At 60.4% G+C, this 21,589-nt stretch carries 22 protein-coding genes; 8 read left to right on the top strand and 14 right to left on the bottom strand.

Annotated elements, in window-relative coordinates:
- Positions 1-421 precede the first annotated feature (421 nt).
- Both HNQ71_RS20640 and HNQ71_RS20635 read left to right on the top strand, forming a co-directional pair.
- Positions 422-1,474, top strand: a complete 1,053-nt coding sequence (locus HNQ71_RS20640; protein WP_184874507.1) for an HWE histidine kinase domain-containing protein — start codon at positions 422-424, stop codon at positions 1,472-1,474.
- The gene (locus HNQ71_RS20635) at positions 1,467-1,832 is read left to right on the top strand and encodes a response regulator (RefSeq protein WP_184874506.1); all 366 of its coding nucleotides are present in this window, start codon (positions 1,467-1,469) and stop codon (positions 1,830-1,832) included. Before HNQ71_RS20640 ends, HNQ71_RS20635 begins: the two co-directional genes overlap by 8 nt.
- A gap of 68 nt (positions 1,833-1,900) precedes the next feature.
- Here HNQ71_RS20635 and HNQ71_RS20630 read toward each other — a convergent pair whose 3' ends face one another.
- Positions 1,901-2,761, bottom strand: a complete 861-nt coding sequence (locus HNQ71_RS20630) for an alpha/beta hydrolase (RefSeq protein WP_184874505.1) — start codon at positions 2,759-2,761, stop codon at positions 1,901-1,903.
- A gap of 587 nt (positions 2,762-3,348) precedes the next feature.
- The gene (locus HNQ71_RS20625; protein WP_184874504.1) at positions 3,349-3,678 is read right to left on the bottom strand and encodes a hypothetical protein; all 330 of its coding nucleotides are present in this window, start codon (positions 3,676-3,678) and stop codon (positions 3,349-3,351) included.
- A 1,438-nt stretch (positions 3,679-5,116) separates the two neighbouring features.
- On the opposite strand from HNQ71_RS20625, the gene HNQ71_RS20620 reads away from it, so the two are divergent.
- Entirely contained in the window at positions 5,117-5,905 is a 789-nt protein-coding gene (locus HNQ71_RS20620; protein WP_210333985.1) for an NYN domain-containing protein, read from the top strand.
- Positions 5,906-6,356: 451 nt separating this feature from the next.
- Here HNQ71_RS20620 and ccoS read toward each other — a convergent pair whose 3' ends face one another.
- The 12 genes from ccoS to HNQ71_RS20560 all read right to left on the bottom strand — a co-directional run bounded on the left by ccoS (position 6,357) and on the right by HNQ71_RS20560 (position 16,704).
- Complete coding sequence (gene ccoS, locus HNQ71_RS20615) at positions 6,357-6,512, bottom strand: cbb3-type cytochrome oxidase assembly protein CcoS (RefSeq protein ID WP_184874502.1); 156 nt, start codon at positions 6,510-6,512, stop codon at positions 6,357-6,359.
- Positions 6,509-8,791 carry a cation-translocating P-type ATPase gene (locus tag HNQ71_RS20610; protein WP_184874501.1) on the bottom strand — a complete coding sequence of 761 codons (2,283 nt, stop codon included), beginning with the start codon at positions 8,789-8,791 and terminating at the stop codon, positions 6,509-6,511. Before HNQ71_RS20610 ends, ccoS begins: the two co-directional genes overlap by 4 nt.
- A gap of 5 nt (positions 8,792-8,796) precedes the next feature.
- Positions 8,797-9,603 carry a DUF2189 domain-containing protein gene (locus tag HNQ71_RS20605; protein ID WP_184874500.1) on the bottom strand — a complete coding sequence of 269 codons (807 nt, stop codon included), beginning with the start codon at positions 9,601-9,603 and terminating at the stop codon, positions 8,797-8,799.
- Between the two features lie 46 nt (positions 9,604-9,649).
- Positions 9,650-9,862: a hypothetical protein gene (locus tag HNQ71_RS20600; protein ID WP_343068200.1), complete on the bottom strand. Its 213-nt coding sequence runs from the start codon at positions 9,860-9,862 to the stop codon at positions 9,650-9,652.
- Positions 9,859-10,740, bottom strand: a complete 882-nt coding sequence (gene ccoP / locus HNQ71_RS20595) for a cytochrome-c oxidase, cbb3-type subunit III (RefSeq protein ID WP_184874499.1) — start codon at positions 10,738-10,740, stop codon at positions 9,859-9,861. Before ccoP ends, HNQ71_RS20600 begins: the two co-directional genes overlap by 4 nt.
- Entirely contained in the window at positions 10,731-10,901 is a 171-nt protein-coding gene (locus HNQ71_RS20590; protein WP_184874498.1) for a cbb3-type cytochrome c oxidase subunit 3, read from the bottom strand. Before HNQ71_RS20590 ends, ccoP begins: the two co-directional genes overlap by 10 nt.
- Positions 10,898-11,638, bottom strand: a complete 741-nt coding sequence (gene ccoO, locus HNQ71_RS20585; protein WP_184874497.1) for a cytochrome-c oxidase, cbb3-type subunit II — start codon at positions 11,636-11,638, stop codon at positions 10,898-10,900. The genes HNQ71_RS20590 and ccoO overlap by 4 nt, the downstream gene beginning before the upstream one ends.
- A 5-nt stretch (positions 11,639-11,643) precedes the next feature.
- Positions 11,644-13,296: a cytochrome-c oxidase, cbb3-type subunit I gene (ccoN, locus tag HNQ71_RS20580; RefSeq protein WP_184874496.1), complete on the bottom strand. Its 1,653-nt coding sequence runs from the start codon at positions 13,294-13,296 to the stop codon at positions 11,644-11,646.
- 164 nt (positions 13,297-13,460) lie between these two features.
- Entirely contained in the window at positions 13,461-13,925 is a 465-nt protein-coding gene (locus HNQ71_RS20575) for a group III truncated hemoglobin (protein WP_184874859.1), read from the bottom strand.
- Between the two features lie 52 nt (positions 13,926-13,977).
- A complete protein-coding gene (locus tag HNQ71_RS20570) occupies positions 13,978-14,847 on the bottom strand; it encodes an SUMF1/EgtB/PvdO family nonheme iron enzyme (protein ID WP_184874495.1) in 870 nt (289 codons plus the stop codon).
- Positions 14,848-14,920: 73 nt separating this feature from the next.
- Entirely contained in the window at positions 14,921-16,027 is a 1,107-nt protein-coding gene (nirK, locus tag HNQ71_RS20565; RefSeq protein WP_184874494.1) for a copper-containing nitrite reductase, read from the bottom strand.
- A gap of 230 nt (positions 16,028-16,257) precedes the next feature.
- Positions 16,258-16,704, bottom strand: coding sequence for a pseudoazurin (locus tag HNQ71_RS20560; protein ID WP_184874493.1), 447 nt, complete (start codon positions 16,702-16,704; stop codon positions 16,258-16,260).
- A 167-nt stretch (positions 16,705-16,871) separates the two neighbouring features.
- Between HNQ71_RS20560 and HNQ71_RS20555 the strand changes: the two genes are divergently transcribed.
- From HNQ71_RS20555 to HNQ71_RS20535, 5 genes are all read left to right on the top strand, one after another.
- On the top strand, positions 16,872-17,570 hold the full coding sequence (locus tag HNQ71_RS20555; protein ID WP_246461729.1) for a Crp/Fnr family transcriptional regulator: 699 nt from the start codon (positions 16,872-16,874) through the stop codon (positions 17,568-17,570).
- Positions 17,571-17,996: 426 nt separating this feature from the next.
- Positions 17,997-19,517, top strand: coding sequence for a PAS domain-containing sensor histidine kinase (locus HNQ71_RS20550; RefSeq protein ID WP_184874491.1), 1,521 nt, complete (start codon positions 17,997-17,999; stop codon positions 19,515-19,517).
- A complete protein-coding gene (gene fixJ, locus HNQ71_RS20545; protein ID WP_184874490.1) occupies positions 19,504-20,124 on the top strand; it encodes a response regulator FixJ in 621 nt (206 codons plus the stop codon). The genes HNQ71_RS20550 and fixJ overlap by 14 nt, the downstream gene beginning before the upstream one ends.
- Before the next feature lie 124 nt (positions 20,125-20,248).
- Positions 20,249-20,608: a response regulator gene (locus tag HNQ71_RS20540; protein WP_184874489.1), complete on the top strand. Its 360-nt coding sequence runs from the start codon at positions 20,249-20,251 to the stop codon at positions 20,606-20,608.
- Between the two features lie 82 nt (positions 20,609-20,690).
- Complete coding sequence (locus HNQ71_RS20535) at positions 20,691-21,332, top strand: helix-turn-helix domain-containing protein (RefSeq protein ID WP_184874488.1); 642 nt, start codon at positions 20,691-20,693, stop codon at positions 21,330-21,332.
- Positions 21,333-21,589: the final 257 nt, after the last annotated feature.

Below are 21,589 nucleotides of genomic sequence, written 5' to 3'. Positions count from 1 at the left end.
CTCGGTTAGCCAATCCTATCTGGCGAACCTCGGTGCATCGCTTTGATTTCGTTGACTTATGGCGGGCTACTGACAACCCCGTGGGCAGACCGGGCGGGATAGGCGCTTTTGCCATTCGTGGTCAGGATATGAAACCGGGAAAACCATCCTGTTCACCGTACCGCCACGCCCGGTTGACGCGGTCCGCAGCAGTCAAGGAACGCCGGCCCCAAACAACCGTTCTCGCAAGGATTTTAGCGTATCTGCGCCCAATACAGTGGGCGTGGAATGACTCGCTAATCGACAGTCGGAAGCGTACAAAGCAGGTGTCACCAGCCTGTGAGTGGGCGCTGGCGATTGAAAGAACGATCACGCTTTCGCCCCTCCATGGGAGATGAGTGATGACGGTCACCGACATAGCGGACGCCCACCGGTCAAGCACATGTCCAGCGTAGTCGCCAAGTCCGAAGAGCAGAAGGACGCCGAAGCCGAAGTCGAGGGCTTTCAGGACGGCCTTGGCCCGTTCGTGGTTGCCGCTGAGACAACACGAATGGCCATGGTTTTCACCGATGCGAAAGAGCCCGGCAATCCCATCATCTTTGCCAATGACGCGTTTCTCGCCCTGACCGGATACGCCAGGGATGAGGTTTTGGGTCAGCCCTTCAATTTCCTGATGGCGAACGGTGCCGACACCCGAGCCCTGAAACGCATCAAGGTCGAGTTCGAAGCCAATGCGGAGTCGGGTGCGGAAATCCTTTACCGGCGCAAGGATGGCACCGAGTTCTGGGCGGGTCTTTTTGCCAGTCCTGTCCAGGACAAGAGCGGCGACGTGGTTCAGTATTTTGCCTCCTTCGTCGATCTCACCAGACACAAGGAAGAGCAGGCGCAATCCAAAATGCTCATCGACGAACTGAACCATCGCGTGAAGAACACGCTGGCAACAGTGCAGTCGATCGTCTGGCAGGCCTCACGAGCCAATTCCGATCCGAAAGCGATCCGCGAAGCCGTCGAGTCCCGGCTGTTTGCGCTCTCCCGGTCGCACAATTTGCTGACCCGTGAAAATTGGCACAGCGCCGGACTGCTCGACGTGCTGCACGATGCCCTGGAACCGTTCGGCGTCACCGATGGGCGGGCCGAGCGACTGGTGATTGCCGGGGAGAATATCCGCCTTTCGACAAAGGCGGCGCTGGCGCTTGGCATCGCGTTCAACGAACTCGCGACCAACGCGGTGAAATACGGTGCGTTTTCCAACGACAAGGGCTCGATCCGGATCGACTGGAGGATCGAGCCGACCTCGGAGGGCCGCCGGCTGATCCTGTCCTGGCAAGAGAAGGACGGACCACCTGTTACGCCACCGTCACGACAGGGATTCGGCTCGCGCGTGATCGAGCGCGGCCTGACCCACGAACTCGAAGGCACTGTGCAACTTGACTATCGCCCGGACGGGTTGATCTGCACGATGAACGTTCCGGTACCGGGAATTCGCGATGGATAAACTGCTTTCTGGCCGGCGCTTCCTCGTTGTCGAGGATGAAATTCTGGTCCTGATGATGATTGAGGACATGCTGGGCGATCTTGGATGCCAGTCAGTGACCTCGGCCGCTACGATCGAAAAGGCGATCGCCCTGATCGAAGCGCAGGTTTTCGATGCCGCCATGCTGGACATGAATCTGGACGGCGGGGACAGCAATACCGTGGCCGACGCGCTTGCCGAGCGCGGTGTGCCGTTCATCTACTCGACCGGCAACAGTGGTCGCGACATGCGCGAGGGTTTCAGCAACCGTGCGGTCCTTCGAAAACCGTTCAGCTTTGACGAACTGACCGCCACACTCGAACGCCTGCTTTCCAGTTGACCGAGGGAACGGGGGACTTTTGTTGGCGGCTGTCCATCGCGCCTGGCGGATGGACCTCAGGCGCGGGGCTAGATGGTAGTCAAGAAAGCCAGGATTTCTGCCGCGAGCGCTTCTGGCGCCTCTTCAGCCATATGGTGTCCGCTGGCGATGCCTTTCCCCTGCAAGCTTGTCGTCCACGGTCGCCATACGCCGAGAACGTCCCCATAAAGCCGTTCCAGATCATCACGCATCGACCATAGAACCATGGTGGGACATTGGACCCGTCGGCCTGCCGTTCGGTCATCCGCGTCGTGCAGATGGTCGATCGAGAGGCCGGCTCTATAATCCTCGATCATCCCATGGACGACACGAGCGTCGAGAATTGCCGTCCTGTAGTCCTCAAACGCCAACGCGCCCATCTGGTCTGCTGAGCCGCCGTACCAGGCTTGCGGGTTGGCCATGATCGCCTGTTCCGGCTTGTCAGGCTGGGCGAAGAAGAACCAGTGCCACCACTCGGTAGCGAAGCGGGCGTCGCATCGTTCGAGCGCTTCCAGGATGGGAACGCCGTCCAGAATGATGAGATGCGTTGCTGCGTCCGGATGATCCATCGCCATCCGGAAAGCGGTATAGCTTCCCCGATCGTGCCCAGCGACGGCAAAGCGGTCAAAACCCAGATGGCGCATAAGCGCGACACAGTCTCTCGCTTTCGCCCGCTTGGATGACCCCGCGTGATCGTGGCTATCCTCGGGAATCGAAGAGTGCCCGAAACCGCGCAGGTCAGGGCACACCACCGTATGGTTTTCGACGAGAAGCGGCGCAACACGGTGCCACGTCGCATGCGTGCGAGGGTGGCCATGCAGAAGCAGGACCGGCGGTCCTGAACCGCCGTGCCTGACCCGAAGCGTTGCCTCGGGCAGCCGGATTGTCTCAAGTCGAAAACCTTCGAACATCAAGGTGCTAACCTTGGCTGCGGTCGGAGGTTCCACATCTGATCGGAACCGTCGCCTGTCGTCGAAGGTTTCTGTACCAGACTGGGCGGGCGGAAAGAGGCCGAAGTCGAGCCAGACTGTCGGTCATGCGAGGCACAAATGGCCCATACGAACGGGGGCATGCCCCAAGACGAGCCTTATGGAGCGATCTACTTTGCAAAGAAGTACGCCCTCACGCTGAGAGACGCCAAGTTTATCATCGCCGCGAATGGACCATCGCGAAGGACGTGTGATGCGGCAGTTGCTGCGTTCGTGCGGAATAAAGCCGCGAGGTTCAGGAAGTGGCTTCGCTGATTGTGCCAAGACCAGTGCATCGGCTTTGGTAGTCCGCGTCCAGGATCAACTATTCCTTCGGTATCGAAGACACAGATGCTGCCGACGCTCAAGCAAGGCGATGAGCCCTGTCAGGGCCAAGTTCAGATCCTGGGCGGCTGTGTCGCACCTGACACGTGAAGGGCCGAAGTCCTTGGTGATCCGTCGTGCCTGGGCCTGTGTGATCCCGTGCTTCCTGGCGAAATAGGCTGTTTCATAGGGTTTTTGCACAGCGGTCAGCGCCACCTTTTCTTGCTATCGACCGGCAGAGGACGAACAGCCCCGGCCGAGAACGTGTATGTGGCAAAAGGATCCGGCCTGTGAGCGGGATGCCCATATCCAAATCGACCGCCGAAATCGCCTTCAGCATCCTGATGTTGGGATGGCAATTCGGGCGGCGTAGGGGCTGAACCGGTGTGATCGTGATCTTCCGTTCCGGGCGTGCCAGGTTTTTTCATGCAGCTAAAGAAATCGTCAGGCCGGTTGGTTCCTTGGTGAACCCGGACATGGTTTCTGAAACCTTTCCAGGAGAGGTGAGAGGCCAGCACTTCCGTTGGGCTGGTCATGCCTGAGTCCATTGGAACAAGAATGCCATGCTAAACGTTGATGGATGTTGAAGTGGCAGGAACGATTCCTGCCCTACAGGGCACGAGGGCGAACGGCGAACGCGGTCGGGCGCGCTCAGGAGGCACACATGGATATCACCACAATTCTGGTCATAGTTCTTATTGTTATTGTGCTGGGCGGTGGCGGTTTTTACGGTCGCGGACGCTGGTACTAGCTCCCGTAGTGGATAATCAGCACAACAGCATTCTGGAGGCTCGCTGGCTTCTTGCCGTCCCTCTGTCGCTTGTTTTTGCGGTCCTTTTGGCCGGCTTTGTCCTTGCCTGAACCGAGACAGTCTGTAGTCCTCCTTTGAGGCTTTCAGGAGCTTTCAAGAGTTGTGGGTTGACAGTGTTCCTGCTCGATCGGGACCCGTGCTCGAAGGGGTCCACTAAAAGTATCGTTCGTTGCGTGTCCCCGCAACCAATTTCATCATAAATCAATTACCGTCCCGGTCTAACGCGGGGCGGTTTTTTGCGTTTTGAAGACCACGCAATCGCTGCCGTTGTTCGCCTTCGCGTTTTCTTCCTGGTGCGCACGCCGTGCGTCCAGACGCCTGCTCAGCAGGAAGGCGAGTTGTTATCTTCGCGTGTAAATGTGCAGCATCATGAAGAGCATCCCAACAAATGACGCGACAACGCTTACCGCCGATCTCCTCTGCTCTACAGGATCGGATGGATAATTCCACAATCCGCCCTTCCAGGGCTTGAATACGCTGAAAACGGCGATCCCAAATCCGGTCGCGAACGCAATAATGAGGAAGATGTTGTCACGAATGTAGCCCAGCACCTCTGTGCCCTTTCAAATTCCCGCCTATCGGAAAGCTTCCACCATTTCTACAGATTACAGGAAACAAGGCGGATGCACGATCACTGTAGGTCAAATCGGCCTCAACTCCGCAGGCGCCGCCGTTGCGCTCCCCTTGCGCTTGGCCGAATCGCCACGGGCGGCGCCACTGGTACCGGGCAAGACCGTCACCCTGCAGCGCCGAGCGACGTGCCGGCGGCCATCCTCGAACAGCTCTGCCCCCGTCAGTGGTATCGAGCCGAGCTGCAGACGGTCGGCAGCCAGCGCGTCGCCGAACCCAGCAGGTTGCATAGTGGTTTGAGATGGTAGCGGGAGACCGCTACATCGCGAGACCCACTATCGAAGAAGCACTCTTCTGCTATCGCCGACGCTCTTCATAGCCCGTAACGTCGCCGAAGATCGATCGAAATTAGGTGGCAGGGCCCCACGGGCTCGACATCCAACTGCCCCTCGCCGTACACCCGAGGGCGCTGCTTGAACCACAATCGTGCGCACATCCCACATAGATGCTATCAATGAAGATGCGCAGGGAGGGCGAACAATCGAATGGAGAATGAGGACAGGTCGCGAACCAGATCTGATCGGCGAATCGCCTTGCTCATCGATGCGGACAATGTGTCCCACGGCAAGATCGCAGCGATACTGGCGGAACTTTCAAAATACGGCACGGCCAATATCCGCCGCGCCTATGGCGATTGGGCAAGCGCCAATCTCAGGAACTGGAAAGACAAGCTGCACAATTTTGCAATTCGGCCCATTCAACAGTTCACCTATTCGGCCGGCAAAAACGCCACCGATATTGCGCTTGTGATCGATGCAATGGAGCTTCTCTACACGCAAAAGCTTGACGCTTTCTGTTTGGCTTCCAGCGACGCCGATTTCACCCCGCTAGTCATGCAGTTGAAGGCTAATGGACACGACGTCTACGGATTTGGGGAACGCAAAACGCCCACACCCTTCGTCAATGCGTGCACGACTTTCCTCTACCTCGATAACCTGGACGATGCTGAGCAACCGACAACTCCTGTAGTCCCCGACGAGAAACCAAAGACCAAAGCGGGACCAGCGGCCAGATCTAAGACACCCCCTGAAAAGCCCGCCGACAATCGAACCGGCAAGTCTCTATCGCAAGATACGACCCTTGTGACGATCCTGCGTGGCGCTGTGGAAGCCACGGCGCAAGACGATGGATGGGCGGCTATGTCATTGGCAGGAAGCGCAGCGAAACGACAGGCGCCCATCGACCCACGAAACTATGGGGTGAAGAACTTTTCCGCACTCTTCGCGGCGACTGGCCTCTTCGACATAGTGAAAATGGAGAGTGGGCAGAGCTACGTCGCGGACAAGCGGAACAAGGACCGCTCACCAAAGCCGGGCCGATAGGGACAAGGAATTTCATTGTTGCCGTTGATGGCAAAAGCCCCGGTGGGCGCTTTCTTGCCGGCCAACGTCAATATCTGAGGCGAGAGGTGTGCTGGAGGAGGCGACTCCGGCCGGTCAAGAGAGTGCACCGCATCCTCCGGCGTGGGCTGATGCAGAGGTCAGTCCAGACCTACCTCAAGCGCGTCCGTGATTTGAGCCTGCGGTGGCTAGGAGACGTCGAGGCTGAGGGCGGTGGCCGGCTGCCGTCCATAGTCTCGATGGTGATCCCGAACCTCTGACGTATAGATTAGGAATCAGAAGGATGGGGATACTCATTTGGAGCTCTTACCCGGGTCGCCACCGAATACGAGAATATATGATGGATATGGCTGGGCGAACCACCCACTACTTCGCATCCAGGACTCGCAGCTTCGCAAGCGTATCGACGTAGACCAACAGTTGTTGAAGGCGGCTATTTGGGCTCGTCCTGATCGTCGTCCATCAGGATACGTGCCGCAGCCCCGTCCAGATCCTCGTACTGCTCATTTCGCAATGTCCACATGAATGCCGCCAGACCCAGCAGGCCGAGCAGGATTGCGACAGGCACAAGGAAGGCCAGATAGCTCATCTCGTCGCGTTCAATGTCCGGGCGGAAAGCAGGCCTGACGCCCTGCGCCTGAATGGCATGCGGGAACCCAAGCGCATGGCATTGGCCACCACCAAAACCGACGAGAGCGACATCGCGACCGCCGCCACGAGCGGAGTGATATAGCCGCACACGGCAAAAGGCACCGCAATGGCGTTGTAGCCGACTGCCAGAGCGAAATTCTGCCGGATCAGTTTTCCTGCATTGCGCGAAATCTCGTAGGCGTCCGCGACGCTCGCAAGGCTTTCTTTCAGGAACACGAAGTCGGCTGCATTGCGGCCGACATCGGCCGCCGTCGCGGGAGCCATGGAGACATGCGCGGCCGCGAGGGCTGGCGCGTCGTTTAGTCCGTCTCCCACCATTAACACCTTGGAGTGGGCGGTGGTGAGAGCCGCGATCCGCTCAACCTTGTCGGATGGAAGCATTTCCGCTGCGAAATCATCGATGCCGAGGTTCGAAGCCAAATCGGCCACTGCGGATCTGCGGTCGCCGGACAGGATCCCGACACCGAGGCCCTGCTGGCGCAGTCGATCGATCGTCGAACGCGCGCCACTTCGCATCATGTCTTCAAATACCAACCGCGCCAGCTGCTGTCCGTTCTGGACCAGCAGCGACACCGAAAACCAGCCGTCCGCGCCTTCCGGCATTTTGCGGCCGAGGGCCCAGTCCGGTCGACCCAGGCGGTAGATGGTGGTTCCCGTCCTGGCTTCGAGGCCGCGGCCAGGGTATTCGCCGAGGTTCTTCATCGGGGTTGCTCCAACCGAGCCCTGCGATGCCGCGGCCAGAATTGCGACGGACATCGGATGCCTTGAGCCTGACGCCATTGATGCCGCAAGCGCCAGTGCACCGGGATCGACGCTGGCGGTGTTGACGAGATGTGGGCGGCCAAGCGTTAGCGTGCCAGTCTTGTCGAACAGCACAGTGTCGACTTCGGCGAGGCGTTCGAGAGCGGAGCCATCCCTGACCATCACGCCTTTTTCGAAAAGCCGCCGGGCGGCGACCACCTGCACGATTGGAACGGCAAGGCCGAGTGCGCACGGGCAGGTTATGATCAGCACGGCGATGGCAATCGAAACCGATGCGTGCCAATCCCTGGTGAAGGACAGCCAGCCTAGGAACGACAGCAACGCGATTGCATGCACGACGGGCGAATAGAGCGCCGAGGCACGATCCGCCAGCCGGCGATAGCGCGCCCTGCCGCCCTCGGCGGCTTCCATCATTCTGATCATTTCCGCCAGGAATGAATCCTTTGCCTCAGCTGCGGCTGTTATCGTCAGCGGCCCCGTCAGATTGAGCAGCCCGGCCTGGACCAGGGTCCCCGCAAAGGCGGGCCTGGGTGTCGTCTCTCCAGTGACAACCGAACAGTCGAGCTCCGAAGCGCCTGCCATGACGATCCCGTCGACAGGGACCCTGTCGCCGGCGGCAACGAGGATGGAGGTTCCCGGCCTGATCTCGGCAATCGGGACATAGCGCCGGCCGTCGGCATCCACCACGATCGCTCCCCTGGGCGCGAGGCTCGCGAGCCCTGCCACCGCCGAGCGCGCTTTTTCCCGCATCACGTGGTCGAGCGTGCGGCCGATGAGCAGAAAAAACAAAAGCGATGTCGCAGCGTCGAAATAGGCATGCGGCCCACCCTGGATGGTGTCGTAGAGGCTGAGCCCGAACGCCATCAGCACGCCGATCGAAATCGGCACATCCATGTTTGTCCGGCCGTTTCGCAAGGCTGCCCAGGCTGAGAAAAAGAATATCCGCCCCGAATAGACGATTGCCGGCAAGGCGAGCCCTGCGGAAATCCAGTGGAATGCTTGACGGGTTCCGCCTTCGGCTCCGGACCAGACCGAAACCGACAGCAGCATGATGTTCATGGCGCAGAAGCCGGCAACAGCGAGCGCCTTGATCAGCCGGGAGTATTCTGGACTGCGCTGGTCGGTTTCCGCGGTGAAGACATGTGACGCGTAGCCCGCCGCTCTTAGCGCGCCAATGAGATCGGGGGCCTCATCGGCAATCGGGCGCCATTTTACGATGGTCCGTTTCATCGAAAGGTTGGCCCGGGCATATTCGACACCGGGCAAGGTCGAGAGAGTGCGTTCGACCGTCGCCATGCAGGATGCGCAATGAATTTCGGGCACCGACAGATCGGCTTGATAAAGGCCGCCACCGAGGTCGCGGCTTAGAAGGACAAGCTCCTCTCGCGGACTGGAAACCAGGCCCGCCGGGCCGATCTCCAGGGCGGCCTCGGCCCCGGGTGCGCAGCAGCTCATGAGCGCTACTCCTTCACCCCCGGTTCAGGCGAAATCGTCCTGTAGGCATGCCATGTGGCATGCCCGAGCACAGGAAAGGTGACGATCAATCCCATCAGCCCAGTGCCAAGGCCAACAAGGGTCAGCAGCAGCACGATCCCGCCCCAGGTGATCATCACCGGCCGATTGTTCCAGACCAGCGAAATGCTGGTGCCCATCGCGGTAAAGGCATCCGTTCGCCGGTCAAGCAGCATGGGAACCGAAAAGGCGCTGATGGCGAAGGAGAATGCGGCGAACACCCCGCCAACCGCCGTGCCGACAACCAACATTGCCCAGCCGATGGGGGTGGTGAAAAGCATCGGGGCAAGGTGGTCGAGACCGGGAAACGGCCGCCAGCCGAAGAACAGGGCGTAGATGATGACCGCGGCACGCATCCACAGCAGCGCCAGGCCGAGCATGATGAAGCCGACGAAGAGAATCTGGCCGCCGGAGGCCGGCCGCACAAAAATCATCCTGGCAAGAGAGACGGCTTTGCCCTGTTCCAATGCTCGGCTTTTTTCGTAGAGGCCGACCGCCATCAGCGGGCCGACCACCATGAAGGCCGCGGTTGCGGGAAACAGGATGTAGTCGAGGCGAAACAGGAAAAGTCCGCCGACGATCACGGCGGACACGGCAAATACCACCAGCCCATAGGCGAGGCTGGGGGCCGGGGTCGACATCAGGTCGTGCCAGCCGGCGCGCAGCCAACCGAACGCGGCATTGGCCGGGAGACCGCGGTTGCGCGATCCGACGCGAACGAATTCTTCGTCAGTGGCGAGATGGAGATCACTCATTCCCATGATCCTTCCTGTCGTTTCGCCGGGCCGCGCATCTTGAGCGTCAGCATGACGAACTGGCCGCGGCGTAGCTGTTCGTCGCGGGGTCGCCGGGCGCCTTCAAATGCGGCACGCAATCGGCTTGCGACGCGAAGGACACGTAGACCAGATGGACATTGGCGGCTGCGACCAGCGTCAGACCCACCGCGACCAGGACGAGCGCGACAGTTCGCGAACGCGATCGCGGTCTCGACGGCAAGGCGGGATCCAGGCTCACTGAGGCACCTTCCGGAGCGAAAGCACATAGAGGGCAAGTATCTTGCGCTGGGTCGCGGAGAGTCGCTGTTCCCAATGAGGCATATAGCCTTGCCGGCCGCCATAGACTGTCGTGGTGACGGACTGGAGGTCGCCGCCATAGATCCAGTTGTTGTCGGTGAGGTCAGGCGCACCGACGTCGCGCTTGCCCTTGGCATCGTCGCCATGACAGGCGATGCAGTTCTGTTTGAACACGTCCTGTCCGGCGGCAATGCTTTGCGGATCGGCATCGAGGCCATCGGTGGTGCCACCGAGAGACCGCACATAGGCGACAACGTCAGCCAGCTGCTTGCTGTCGATCACCCCGTCGCGGCCAAAGGCCAACATCTGCGAGGTCCGCGTGTCGGGATGGGTAGAGTTGATGCCGACCCGCAGCGTTTCAAGGATTGTCTTGGGATCGCCGCCCCAGAGCCGGATACCGGCGGTGAGGTTGGGAAATCCCGGACCGCCCGTGGCTTTGGTGCCATGGCAGGCCGCACAATTGTCGCCAAACAGCGTGTGGCCGGTTTCTTCGACGATCTTCATCATCGACGGATCAGCCTGAATTGCCGCAAAATCCATTTGATCGATCTTTTGGGTCCAGGCGGAACGCTCCAGCGTCGCGTCCTTTACCAGGCGGTCGACGCTGGTTTTCTGGTCAATTCCAAGCAGACCCTTGGTGTAGGTCTTGCCCAATGGCCAGGCGGGCATGAGGACCCAGTAGCACACGGCAAAGAGGATGGTGGTGGCCAGGAAGAAGAACACAATACGCGGAACCGGCGTGTAGAGCTCCTTGATGCCATTCCACTCATGACCGGTCGTGACCTGTCCCGTGACGGGATCGCGCTCGCCTATTTCCATGGCTTGTCGTCTCCGTCGAGAATGCTGTCTTTCGCCCTTTCGAACCGCTTCTTGTTCGACGGCCAGAACGTGTAGACGAGGACGCCTACTGCCATCGCGATCAGATAGAAAAGGCCCCAGCTTTTGGAGAAGGCGACGACGGTTTCGTGTTCCCAGCTCATTGTGCGGCCTCCGGCTGCACGGCAACCCCCGCCTGGGCGGCGCCGGTCAGATGGCCAAGGATCTGCAGATAGGCGACCAACGCATCCATTTCGGTAACAGTGGCCGGATTGCCGTCAAACGCCCTGACCTGCGTTGCTTCCCCATAGCGCTTTGTAACGCCGGCGGCGAAATCACCGTCCGGCGCAGTTTGGCCGAGCGCATCCTGGGTCGCGTTGGCGATCATGTCGTCGGTGTAGGGAACGCCGACGTCCCTGAGAGCGGTGAGATGTTCGCCGAGGTCGTCGATGCGCAGCGGGTTGTCGCGCAGCCAGCCAAACTTGGGCATGATCGATTCAGGAACCACAGCGCGCGGGTTGATCAAATGGGCGACCTGCCAGGCATCGGAATATTTGCCGCCGATGCGGGCCAGATCCGGCCCTGTGCGCTTTGAGCCCCACAACATTGGATGATCGTATTTCGATTCAACTGCGAGCGAATAAGGGCCGTAGCGTTCGACTTCGTCGCGCAATGTCCGGATCATTTGCGAATGGCAGGCGTAGCAACCCTCGCGCATGTAGATGTCGCGTCCAGCCTGCTCCAGCGGGGTGTAGACCCGCATGTCCGGCGCGTTCTCGACCGTGTCGTCGATGGTGAACAGCGGGGCGATTTCCACGAAGCCGCCGATGCTGGCGACCACGACGATAGCAAGGACGAAGCCGATGGCGCTGCGTTCGATCTTGCGATGGAATTCGGGCATGATCCTCACTCCGCCGGCTGGGCGACAGGCGCCAGGTTACGCTGCGGCGCGTCGTCGCTCGGTTGCAGTGCGGCTTGCGAATGGCCGCGGATCGTCATCAGAATGTTGTAAGAGCCGGTGATGGCACCGAGCAGAAACAGCAGCCCGCCGAAGGCGCGCGCGATGTAGTAGGGATGCATCGCCACCATGGATTCGATGAAGGAATAGGTGAGCGTTCCGTTCTCGTTGTAGGTCCGCCACATCAAGCCCTGCAAGATGCCGGAATTCCACATCGCAAAGACGTAGATGACCGTCCCCGAGATCGCCAACCAGAAATGCACCTCGATCAGTTTGGCCGAATACATCCGTTCCCGCTTCCACAATGCCGGGACCAGACAATAGATCGAGCCGAAGGTGATCAGCGCCACCCAACCCAGGGCACCGGCATGGACGTGACCGACGGTCCAGTCCGTATAGTGGGAAAGCGCGTTGACCGGTCGGATCGCCATGAACGACCCTTCAAAGGTGGTCAGACCGTAGAAAACCGCTGCCGCCATCATGAAGCGCAGCGTGGCGTCGTCGCGCACCTTGTGCCAGGCGCCGTTGAGCGTCGCGAGCGCGTTTCCCGCCGAGGCCCACGATGGCACCAGAAGCACCAGCGAAAACGTCATCCCCAGGGTTTGGACCCATTCGGGCAGGGCGGTGTAATGCAGGTGGTGTGACCCCGCCCACATATACATGAAGGTGATGCCCCAGAAGCTGATGATCGACAGCCGGTAGGAATAGATCGGCCGACCCGCGCGCTTGGGCAGGTAGTAATACATCATCCCGAGAAAGCCCGAGGTGAGGAAGAACGCGACGGCGTTGTGGCCGTACCACCACTGGGTCATCGCGTCCTGGACGCCGGAAAAGGCCGAATAGCTTTTGGCATGGCCGAACGACACCGGGACGGCGAGATTGTTGACGATATGGAGGATCGCCACGACCAGGATGAAGGCCATGTAGTACCAGTTGGCGACGTAGATATGCGGCTCCTTGCGGCGAGCCAGCGTGCGAATGTAGATCGCGAAATACACAACCCAGACGATGACCAGCCAGATATCGGCGTACCATTCCGGCTCCGCATACTCCTTCGATTGCGTGACGCCCATGAAATAGCCGGTCGCGGCCAGGACGCAGAACAGGTTATAGCCGAGCAGGACGAACCAGGGGCTGAACTGGTCGGGCAGCCGGGCGCGCGAGGTCCGCTGCAGCACATGAAACGACGTGGCGATCAGCGCATTGCCGCCGAAGCCGAAGATCACTCCGCTGGTATGAACCGGCCGCAACCTGCCAAAGCTTGCCCAGGCCGCGTCGAAGGTGAGATCGGGCCAGGCCAGCAGGCTTGCCACCCAGACGCCGAAGAACATGCCGACCATGGCCCAGATCATGGTGAGGATGACGCCCACCTTGCTCGGGTCGTCGTAATAGTGATCCAGGCGTTCGGCGGAGGGTTCGGGGGCATAGAGCCCCGAAAGCATGACGAAGATCATCGCAACGCTTGCAACAACGACGATAAAGCCATGCACGCCGATCGGATCGCCGCGGCCAGCGGCCGCCATGGCCAATCCGACCATGGCCATGAGGATGAGCACAACAATTGAAAGTTGGCGTTCGCCGGATGTCAGTTGAGCGAGCATATGCGGCCACCTCAGATGCCCCTCAGGGCGAAATCGTCCCTCGGGTGTCGCATGGCTGTGCGGCAGGTAATTTGATCTGGCGCAAAAACGAAGCAGATTGCGCCCGGAAAAAGAGTGCCGCTTTGAGGCGGCCGGCCCGACAGCGGCGCCCGGCGAGGTCCATCTCAGCCGCCCTTGGCTGCAGCAGTGTTGCCCGCCGGTGAGCCGGGAAGCGGAAGGCGAAAGAACATCGCCAGCTTCAGGCTTTTCGCGATGCGTTCGGCGCGATCGACAAATACCGCGGCCGTTTCCGGGGCAAAGTGCGCCGCAGTGGTCTCGCCAAACAGGTCCAGCCAGATGTCGAAATCGGCCTCGGTCACGTCTTTCAGTTTCAGATGCGCAGGCACCGGGCGTCCGCGATAATCGCCGGTCTTGAGAATGACGGAACACCAGAAGTCGGTCATTTTCTCGAGGTGCGGTTCCCAGTCACCGGTGATCTCCCGCGCGAAGATCGGCCCTAGCCGTTCGTTCTTTCGGAGTCGAAAATAGAATTCGCGGACCAGCGCACCAATGCTTGCCCGGTCAACTCCCGGATGGACCACAGGCCGCTCTGCAGCTGGTCGCGGCTGATCGATCGCAGATGAATTCATGGTGATCCTTTCGGCGGGTATGCTCTTTGCCTCGAAACGCGGCATCCACGGGTCAGGCGAATCCAAGGCGCCGGAGGGCGGCTCGCACGACGTTGAGGCGTTCACGGACAAGGCGGAAACCCAGATTGTCGGGTGGCGTGCCGACCGCGCATCCGCCGCTTTTCCCGTCCCGGATGAAGTTCGACATATAGGTGCGGTGGAAACCTTCCACGACGTGCACCCCGCAATTGTCGATCGAGCTCAGAGTGCTGATGCCGTCGGCGGCGATCGTTGCGTGGACGTAGCAGGTCGACGTCCATTCCCAGACATTGCCCGCAACGTCCGCCAACCCCTTTGAGTTGACGCCAAAGGCCTCTTTGACCCGTGGCTCGGGATCAGATTTCCGGCCGAGCGCAGCCTCGGTGCGATACTGGGCGAGCCAGCGCAGCGCCGGATTGTTTGGGTCGTCGGTGCCGCCCTCGATGTCGCCGCGGAACCGTTCGCCGGCGGCATAGGCCCATTCCGCATCTGTCGGCAGCCGCCATGTCGCGCCAGTCTGGGCCGAGAGCCAGGCCGAATAGGCTTCGGCGTCGATGTGGCTTACGCCGGTGACGGGAAAATTGTCGCTATCCAGGGTGTCAGCCGCCTTGCAACGACCGGCCGTCACGCATCGTCCGTATTCGGCTGCACTCACCTGGTATTTCATGATTTTTAGCGGAGCGCTGATCGTTGTCAGGATCCGCGGCGCCGCGACAGGATGGCCTTTCCCGAGGAATTCACCTGGCTGAGGATGATCGAACGATCCGGGCGCAAGGGTCACGAGTTCGGGGCTCGCCACGAACGAACCGGCCGAAGAGAACCGGTCAAACGCACTGGTCGCGCCCATGACGATCAGCGCGGCAGCCGCGACACTCCCGAGGGCTACGATGGGGTTGAAAGACATGGCATTTCGTCCGGGGCGCACGCGACCTCGCAGAGGGCGCAAGGTCGCATCGATGTTCAGGTTCGGATCCTCGTCACTGCGTTGCAATGGCCCTCGGGGCTTCGACCTGTGTCATGAGGTCGTCATTCCAGGTTCCGTCGACCATGAAATGTGCGGTCGCGCCGAGTTCCACGGCCTCGATCAGATTGTGGTTCACATAGGCGTAGACGCCCGGCTGCAGGAACGTATAGAGGGCCGAGCCGGCCGAGCCGCCGCGAATGAACCAGGTTTCCAGGTCCTTTGCGGGAGGGTTGGCGAACTTGCCCTGTTCCCAAACATAGTCGCCGTGGCCACCGATCAGATGCGGCCGCGTGTCGCGATTGGCTTGCGAATGGACGATCAGGACAGTCTCGCCGACCTTCGCCTTCATCGCATTCTCGCCAGTCAGCGATCCGGCCTTGCCGTTGAACACGACGTGGGTCGGGATCAAGCCGCGCATGACCTTGACGGTGTCGTCATAGTTGTCGCCGGCAGTTTCGTATTTCTTGAATTTCCCCTGCTCGTCGCGCGGGACGTAAAAATCGTTTTCGCCGATATAGTAGATGCGGTCGTAGCGGATGGGTCTGCCCTTGTCGTCGCGCAGGCCGTCACGCGGCAGCACCATCACTGCACCGCTCATGCCCGATACGACGTGCCACGGGATCATCGGTCCGCCGGGTGCGCAGTGGTAGACGAACGTCCCCGTGCGCGTTGCCTTGAAGCGCAGCGTTGCCTGCTCGCCGGGGTTGACCAGTGTCAGTGCGCCGCCGCCGAGCGCGCCAGTGGCAGCGTGGAAATCGATGTTGTGTGCAAGCGTGTTGGTGTCGGGATTGATGAGGGTAAGCTCGAGATAGTCGCCTTCATGGACAACCATCAAGGGACCGGGGATCGAGCCATTGTAGGTCATAGCGTTGAGCTGCGTCCCATCGGCGTCGATGACGACGGGCTTTTCCTCGATTGTCATCGTGAACTCGACGACTTTCGGGCCGTCCTTGGCCACCTGGTCGTGCGCGTGGACGAAGGGTGGCGCGACGAGGGTGATCCTTTCGCGCGGCAGTCCGGCCACTTCCTTCGCGCTCGCCGCAGCCGGCATTGCGCCGATCGTCGCCACCGCGGCGGCGGTAAGGACGGATCCCAACAGAGCTTCACGTCGCGTAAGCATTTCAATCTCCTTGTCCGTCAATCACTTGATGCTCGAGATTAGCCTGCTTGCGGGAACCGTCTTTGCGCTGGCGCAAACCCGCAATCATTTCCATGCGACTATCGAATTTACGGGGTGGAGCGGATCGTGCGCTGCATATGAAAATAGGCCGGACTGGACCTCCCCCGCGTGGTCCGTCCGGCCGTTTCCCTCCGGCGATCCCCAACCGGAGGGTATCTATGATGAAGGCGTCAGTTGGAAGCGGCTTTGGTTGCCTCGCCGAAGAGCTCGGCGAACACAGTTTTGGCCTTTCCGGTCTGTTTGACGGCTTCCGCCGCGTCAAGGTTCACAGGCTTGCCGACGACGATCAGCGCCACCATGCCCATGCCGTAATGCGGGGCGCATTTCACGCCATAAACGCCTTCCTTGGTCATGGTCACGGTGATCTCCTCGCTTGCCTTTCCCTTGAAGGCTTCAGCGCCATCAGGCAGCATTCCCTTGACGCTCTCGGCATTGTGGGACTTGTCGGTGGGCACGAATTTGATCGTGTCGCCGGGCACCGCTTTTACGTAGGCGGGCTGGAAGACCATCGAACCCTTCTCGCCCTTGTTGAGCATCTGCACGACGTGTTCTTCAGCGCTTGCCGCGCCGGCCAAAGCGAACAGCGCAATGGCTGCGGCGATCAGAGGCAGTTTCATGGGATAGTCCTTTCCTGGGTTCATCACGGCATCAACCGTTGCGGCCTTCTACGCCACGGGGTGGCCTTGGGATTTGCGCTGGCGCAAACCGGCGCACGAAATATCTGGATATGACGTGGCGATCTGGCGCTCCCTTGAGGAGCTCCTGGTGGGCGAGGGAGCCGAGTTTGCCGCTTGACCGGTCGATTATCGCGTCGTTGCCGCTGTTTGAGGGTCTGAGCCCGGCAGAACTAGACGGCGTACTGAAGGACGCGCGGGCCGCGCGTTTTCCGAAAGAGTCGACAATATTCGAGCAGGAAGCCGAGGTGCGCTCGTTCTTCGTGCTGCTTGCCGGACATGTCCGCGTCGTTCGCGCCACGCCTGACGGCCGCCAGGTGATTGCCCGTTACATCAGCGAAGGGGAGATATTCGGCATTGCTGCCGCGCTTGGCAGGCTGACTTATCCGGCGACCGCCATCGCAGCGGTCGATTGCGTGGTCCTGGTTTGGCCGAACGCAGTCTGGCCCGATCTGGCGGCGCGGTTCCCTGTCCTTAGTGCGGGTACGTTCAAGACCGTCGGAAGCAGGCTTCAGGACGCGCAGGCGCGGGTCGTGGAACTGGCTACCGAACATGTCGAGCAGCGCGTGGCCAATGCGCTTCTTCGGCTCGCGAACCAGACCGGGCGCAAAACCGAGGCGGGGATCGAAATTGATTTCCCCATCTGGCGCCAGGACATTGCGGAGATGACCGGCACGACGCTGCATACCGTCAGCCGGCTGCTGAGTGCGTGGGAGGAGAGGGGGATTGTTGTGAGCGGGCGTCAGCGCGTCACCGTCACGGATGCTCATCGTCTGGTCCTGCTGGCACAGCATCGCAGCAAGGACTGAGCGGAGCATCTGCCGCAGGGCACATCTCGAGATCCATCAGGAAATCCCGTTCCACCACCTGATGGTCCCGGCACGCCTCGGAAACCGTATGGAAAGGAGCTAAGAGGCAACCCACGCAGAGCATCCGGTGTTACAGCGATGCTCATGGGCCATCTCCTCATGATTTCATCGACGGACATGTCCGGACGGATATGCAAAGGTGCGCCTCCCTCAACTGGCTTTCTTCATCCTCGGTTGTATCGCGCGGGTATTTGGCCAGTCTTTGCGGTTGCGCAAGGAACGGACCGACAGCGGCGGCCTCGTGACGCGCACTCGCTCTCGTTCGGTTCGGGATCGCTCGAACGGGAATAATGCGGTAAGTGACGAACGTTCAGTGGCTTTGGCTGCGTTTGGCAGCATGTTTTCAGTGCAGCGGTAACAAATTTCATGCCAGCGCGGGACATTACCGGTATCAAAGGACGCTTCCTGCAAGCGGTCTTGTCTCGCCGTTTCGAAGGGCGCAAGGGCTACCTGCTGGCGATTTTCATGGTGGCGGTCGCTGTCCTGCTGCGATTTCTCTTGCAGGGACTACTCGAAGACCGGGCGACATTTACCCTTTTTACCCCGGCTATCCTCGTCGCATCGATCGCTGGCGGTATCTGGCCCGGGCTGTTGTCCGTAGCGCTTTCCTTGGCCGGAGCGTCGTGGCTGGACAGTCTTCCGTCCGATCGCACCCACAATCCGGTTGAACTCGTTGTCTTCGCGCTTGTCGGCCTGGCAATCGCCTGGATGGGCGAAATGCTGCACCACGCCAGCAAGGCAATCGATCGGGCCGAAAGCGCGCTCGGCGCCCGGGAGGCCCATCTTCGCTCCATTCTTGATACCGTGATCGACGCAACCGTCGTCATCGAAAAGGACGGCACGATCGTTTCGTTCAATGCCGCCGCGGTACGGCAGTTCGGCTACACCGAAGCGGAGGTCGTCGGAGAGAATGTCCGCCTGCTTATGCCGGAACCCTATCGCCACGAGCATGACAGTTACATGCACAGATACCTGACCACCGGGGAAAAGCGGATCATCGGAATCGATCGCGTTGTTGTCGGCCGGCGCAAGGACGGCTCGACCTTTCCGTTGAAATTGGCGGTCGGCGAGATGAATTCGGGTGACAAGATCTATTTTACCGGTTTCATCCGAGACCTTACGGAGCGGGAAGAATCGGCGGCACGTCTGCATGAGATCCAGGGCGAACTGGCGAGGTTGGCCCGCGTCAACGAACTCGGCGAAATGGCCTCGACGCTCGCTCACGAGTTAAACCAACCACTCTCGGCGATCGCCAATTACGTTCAAGGCTGCGCCCGCCTGCTGCGCGACATGGACGACGCCGTGGCGACAAAGATGAGGGCTGCATTGGAAGAAACCGCCAGGCAGTCGCTGCGCGCAGGGCAGATCATCCGCCATCTTCGCGAATTCGTCACCAAAGGCGCCACCGAGAAAGCGCCGGAGAACATTCGCAGCCTGGTGGAAGAGGCCGGGGCACTGGCACTGGTGGGATCGCGAGAGCGCGGGATGCGGACAGTGTTCGAATTCGCGCCTGGACCGGCAACCGTGATGGTCGACCGCATACAGATCCAGCAGGTGCTGACCAATCTGATGCGAAATGCCATGGAAGCCATGCGCGACAGCGCGCGCCGTGAGCTTGTTGTGCGCACCCATGCCGCGCAGGGTGGCGAAATCGCCGTCGTCGTCGAAGATACCGGGCCAGGGATTTCCGAGGAGATTTCCGCCCAGCTTTTCAAACCCTTCGTGACGACAAAGCCCGGAGGAATGGGGGTTGGACTGTCGATCTCCAAGCGGATCGTCGAGGCGCATGGCGGAACGATGGCGGTGAGCCAGAACGCTGCTGGTGGCGCGACGTTCAGGTTCACGCTCCCCGCATTCGAGGAAGAGGACGCGAATGGAGACAGGTGATTACATCGTTCACATCGTCGATGACGAGGAGCCGGTCAGGAAGTCGTTGGCTTTTCTGCTCACGATGTCCGGCTTCGCGGTCAAGATGCACGAGAGCGCAACCGACTTTCTGGCTGTGGCATCGGGCATCAGAAATGGCGTTCTGGTCACCGATCTGCGCATGCCTGACATGACCGGGGTGGAGCTCTTGCGCAATCTCGTGAAAGCCAATGCGTCGCTTCCGGCCGTGGTCATCACAGGTCACGCCGACGTCCCCATGGCGGTTGAGGCGATGAAGGCCGGCGCAACAGATTTCATCGAGAAGCCGTTCGAGGACGTTGTCCTTATTGAAGCCATCCAGCGTGCGGCCGAGCAACTTGTCGATAAACCGTTGGAGCTCGACGACGTCGCCTCGATACAGACAAGGCTTGGGCGGTTGAGCGATCGTGAACGCCAGGTTCTTTCTGGCGTGGTGGCCGGATTGCCGAACAAGTCGATTGCCTATGACCTGAATATCAGCCCGCGTACCGTCGAGGTGCATCGTGCCAACGTCATGGCCAAGATGCAGGCAACAAGCCTGCCGCAACTGGTCCGGATGGCATTGGCCGCTGGTTTCGGTCCAGCCTGAATTTCCCCTCAGCCTAGATTTTTGCGGAGGATTGATCTGGCGCAAGGCGTGAAGCGCCAGATTGCCGCTGGCTACGGGACGACTGGCGGGATGAACTCGCCGGCGTATCCGGAAGCCGTGATCCTTGTCCGCCGCCAAAACCATATTAGTCGTGGCGCCCGACCCCGGGCTCAGGCGTTCGCTCGAGTTCGCGCTCGAAGTCGAAGGCTTCTCGGTGGAATCGCATGCATTGCTTTCGACAGTTGAGGCTTCGCCCGCGGCAAATGCCGCGGCCTGCGTTATCGTCGATGAAAGTGCGATCCGGCTTGGCCCTGCTGGACGCCAGCCGCTTGCCCGTTTCGCCGGGCGGGTGATTCTGCTTGTTGAAGAAGTCGATCCGATCGCCGGCCCCGAAGGCTTCGCGGTCCTGACCAAACCGGTCGAGGGGAATGACCTCATTGACATGGTGCAGGCGTTTTCCGCCCGCCACCTCCTCGCTGACTAAGTAGAACCCCTTAGGACATAACCCAATTTCGCAGACCGGCATTCCGCGCGATTGCTGGGTCACCGAAATCTGGGAAACAGCCATGAACGCTATCGCCAACACTCGGGTGCCCTTCGAGATCCTGACCGCCCCGCAACTGGACGTGCCCAATGATGGCCGGCCGGTGCCGCTCTCGTTCTTCAACGCAGGCTCGGAGATCTACGCACAAGGCGAAAAGGTCGCTTCCCACTACCAGATCGAGTTCGGCGCAGTCCGCATCTACCGGCTGCTTGCCGATGGGCGCAGGCAGATCACGGCTTTCCATCTGGCGGGAGAGACGTTTGGCTTTGAAGCTGACCTTGCCCACCATTTCTTTGCCGAGGCCATCGTCACGACGGGACTGCGGACATTCCGACCGGTGGCCGGCCTGGACAGATCGCGCGAACTGCTGCCACTTGCCCTTCGCTGCATGGTGCGGGCTCAGGAACACCTGCTGGTGGTTGGCCGGCAAACGGCGGTCGAACGCATAGCCGCTTTCCTGATCGACATGGCTGATCGTCAGGGAGAGCTCGCTCAGATCGAGTTGCCGATGTCCCGTCAGGATATTGGCGACTACCTCGGTCTCACGATCGAAACAGTATCACGGGTGCTATCGAGATTGCGCGACAAGGGTGTGCTCAAGTTTCACGGACTTCGTATCCTCGAAATCTGCAAGCCTGAAACGCTCCGTTCCATGTGCGAGTAGTCTGTCACTCTAAAGTCGTCTCGGTAGCCGACACGGCCGCAACTGCGGCACAGCCGCAGAAGCACCCACTCCGGTTCGCTCTTGGGATGCGTCCAACGATCGTGGTGGATCTTGCGTCAAGATCATGGCGATGGACCTCAGCGTCAACAGCGTAAGTCGCTACACGGCTGGTCGATCTCTCTACGATTTCCGCACTTGCGCGTCGTCCCGGTCGTCACCCTTCGACGGTGTCGATGTATTGATGCACTGAAAACAGC

Origin of the sequence: Mesorhizobium sangaii (assembly GCF_014207355.1) — a bacterium.
GTDB lineage: Bacteria > Pseudomonadota > Alphaproteobacteria > Rhizobiales > Rhizobiaceae > Mesorhizobium > Mesorhizobium sangaii.
Note: the sequence above shows the minus strand (reverse complement) of the source record. Positions and strands in the feature narration are given on the sequence as shown.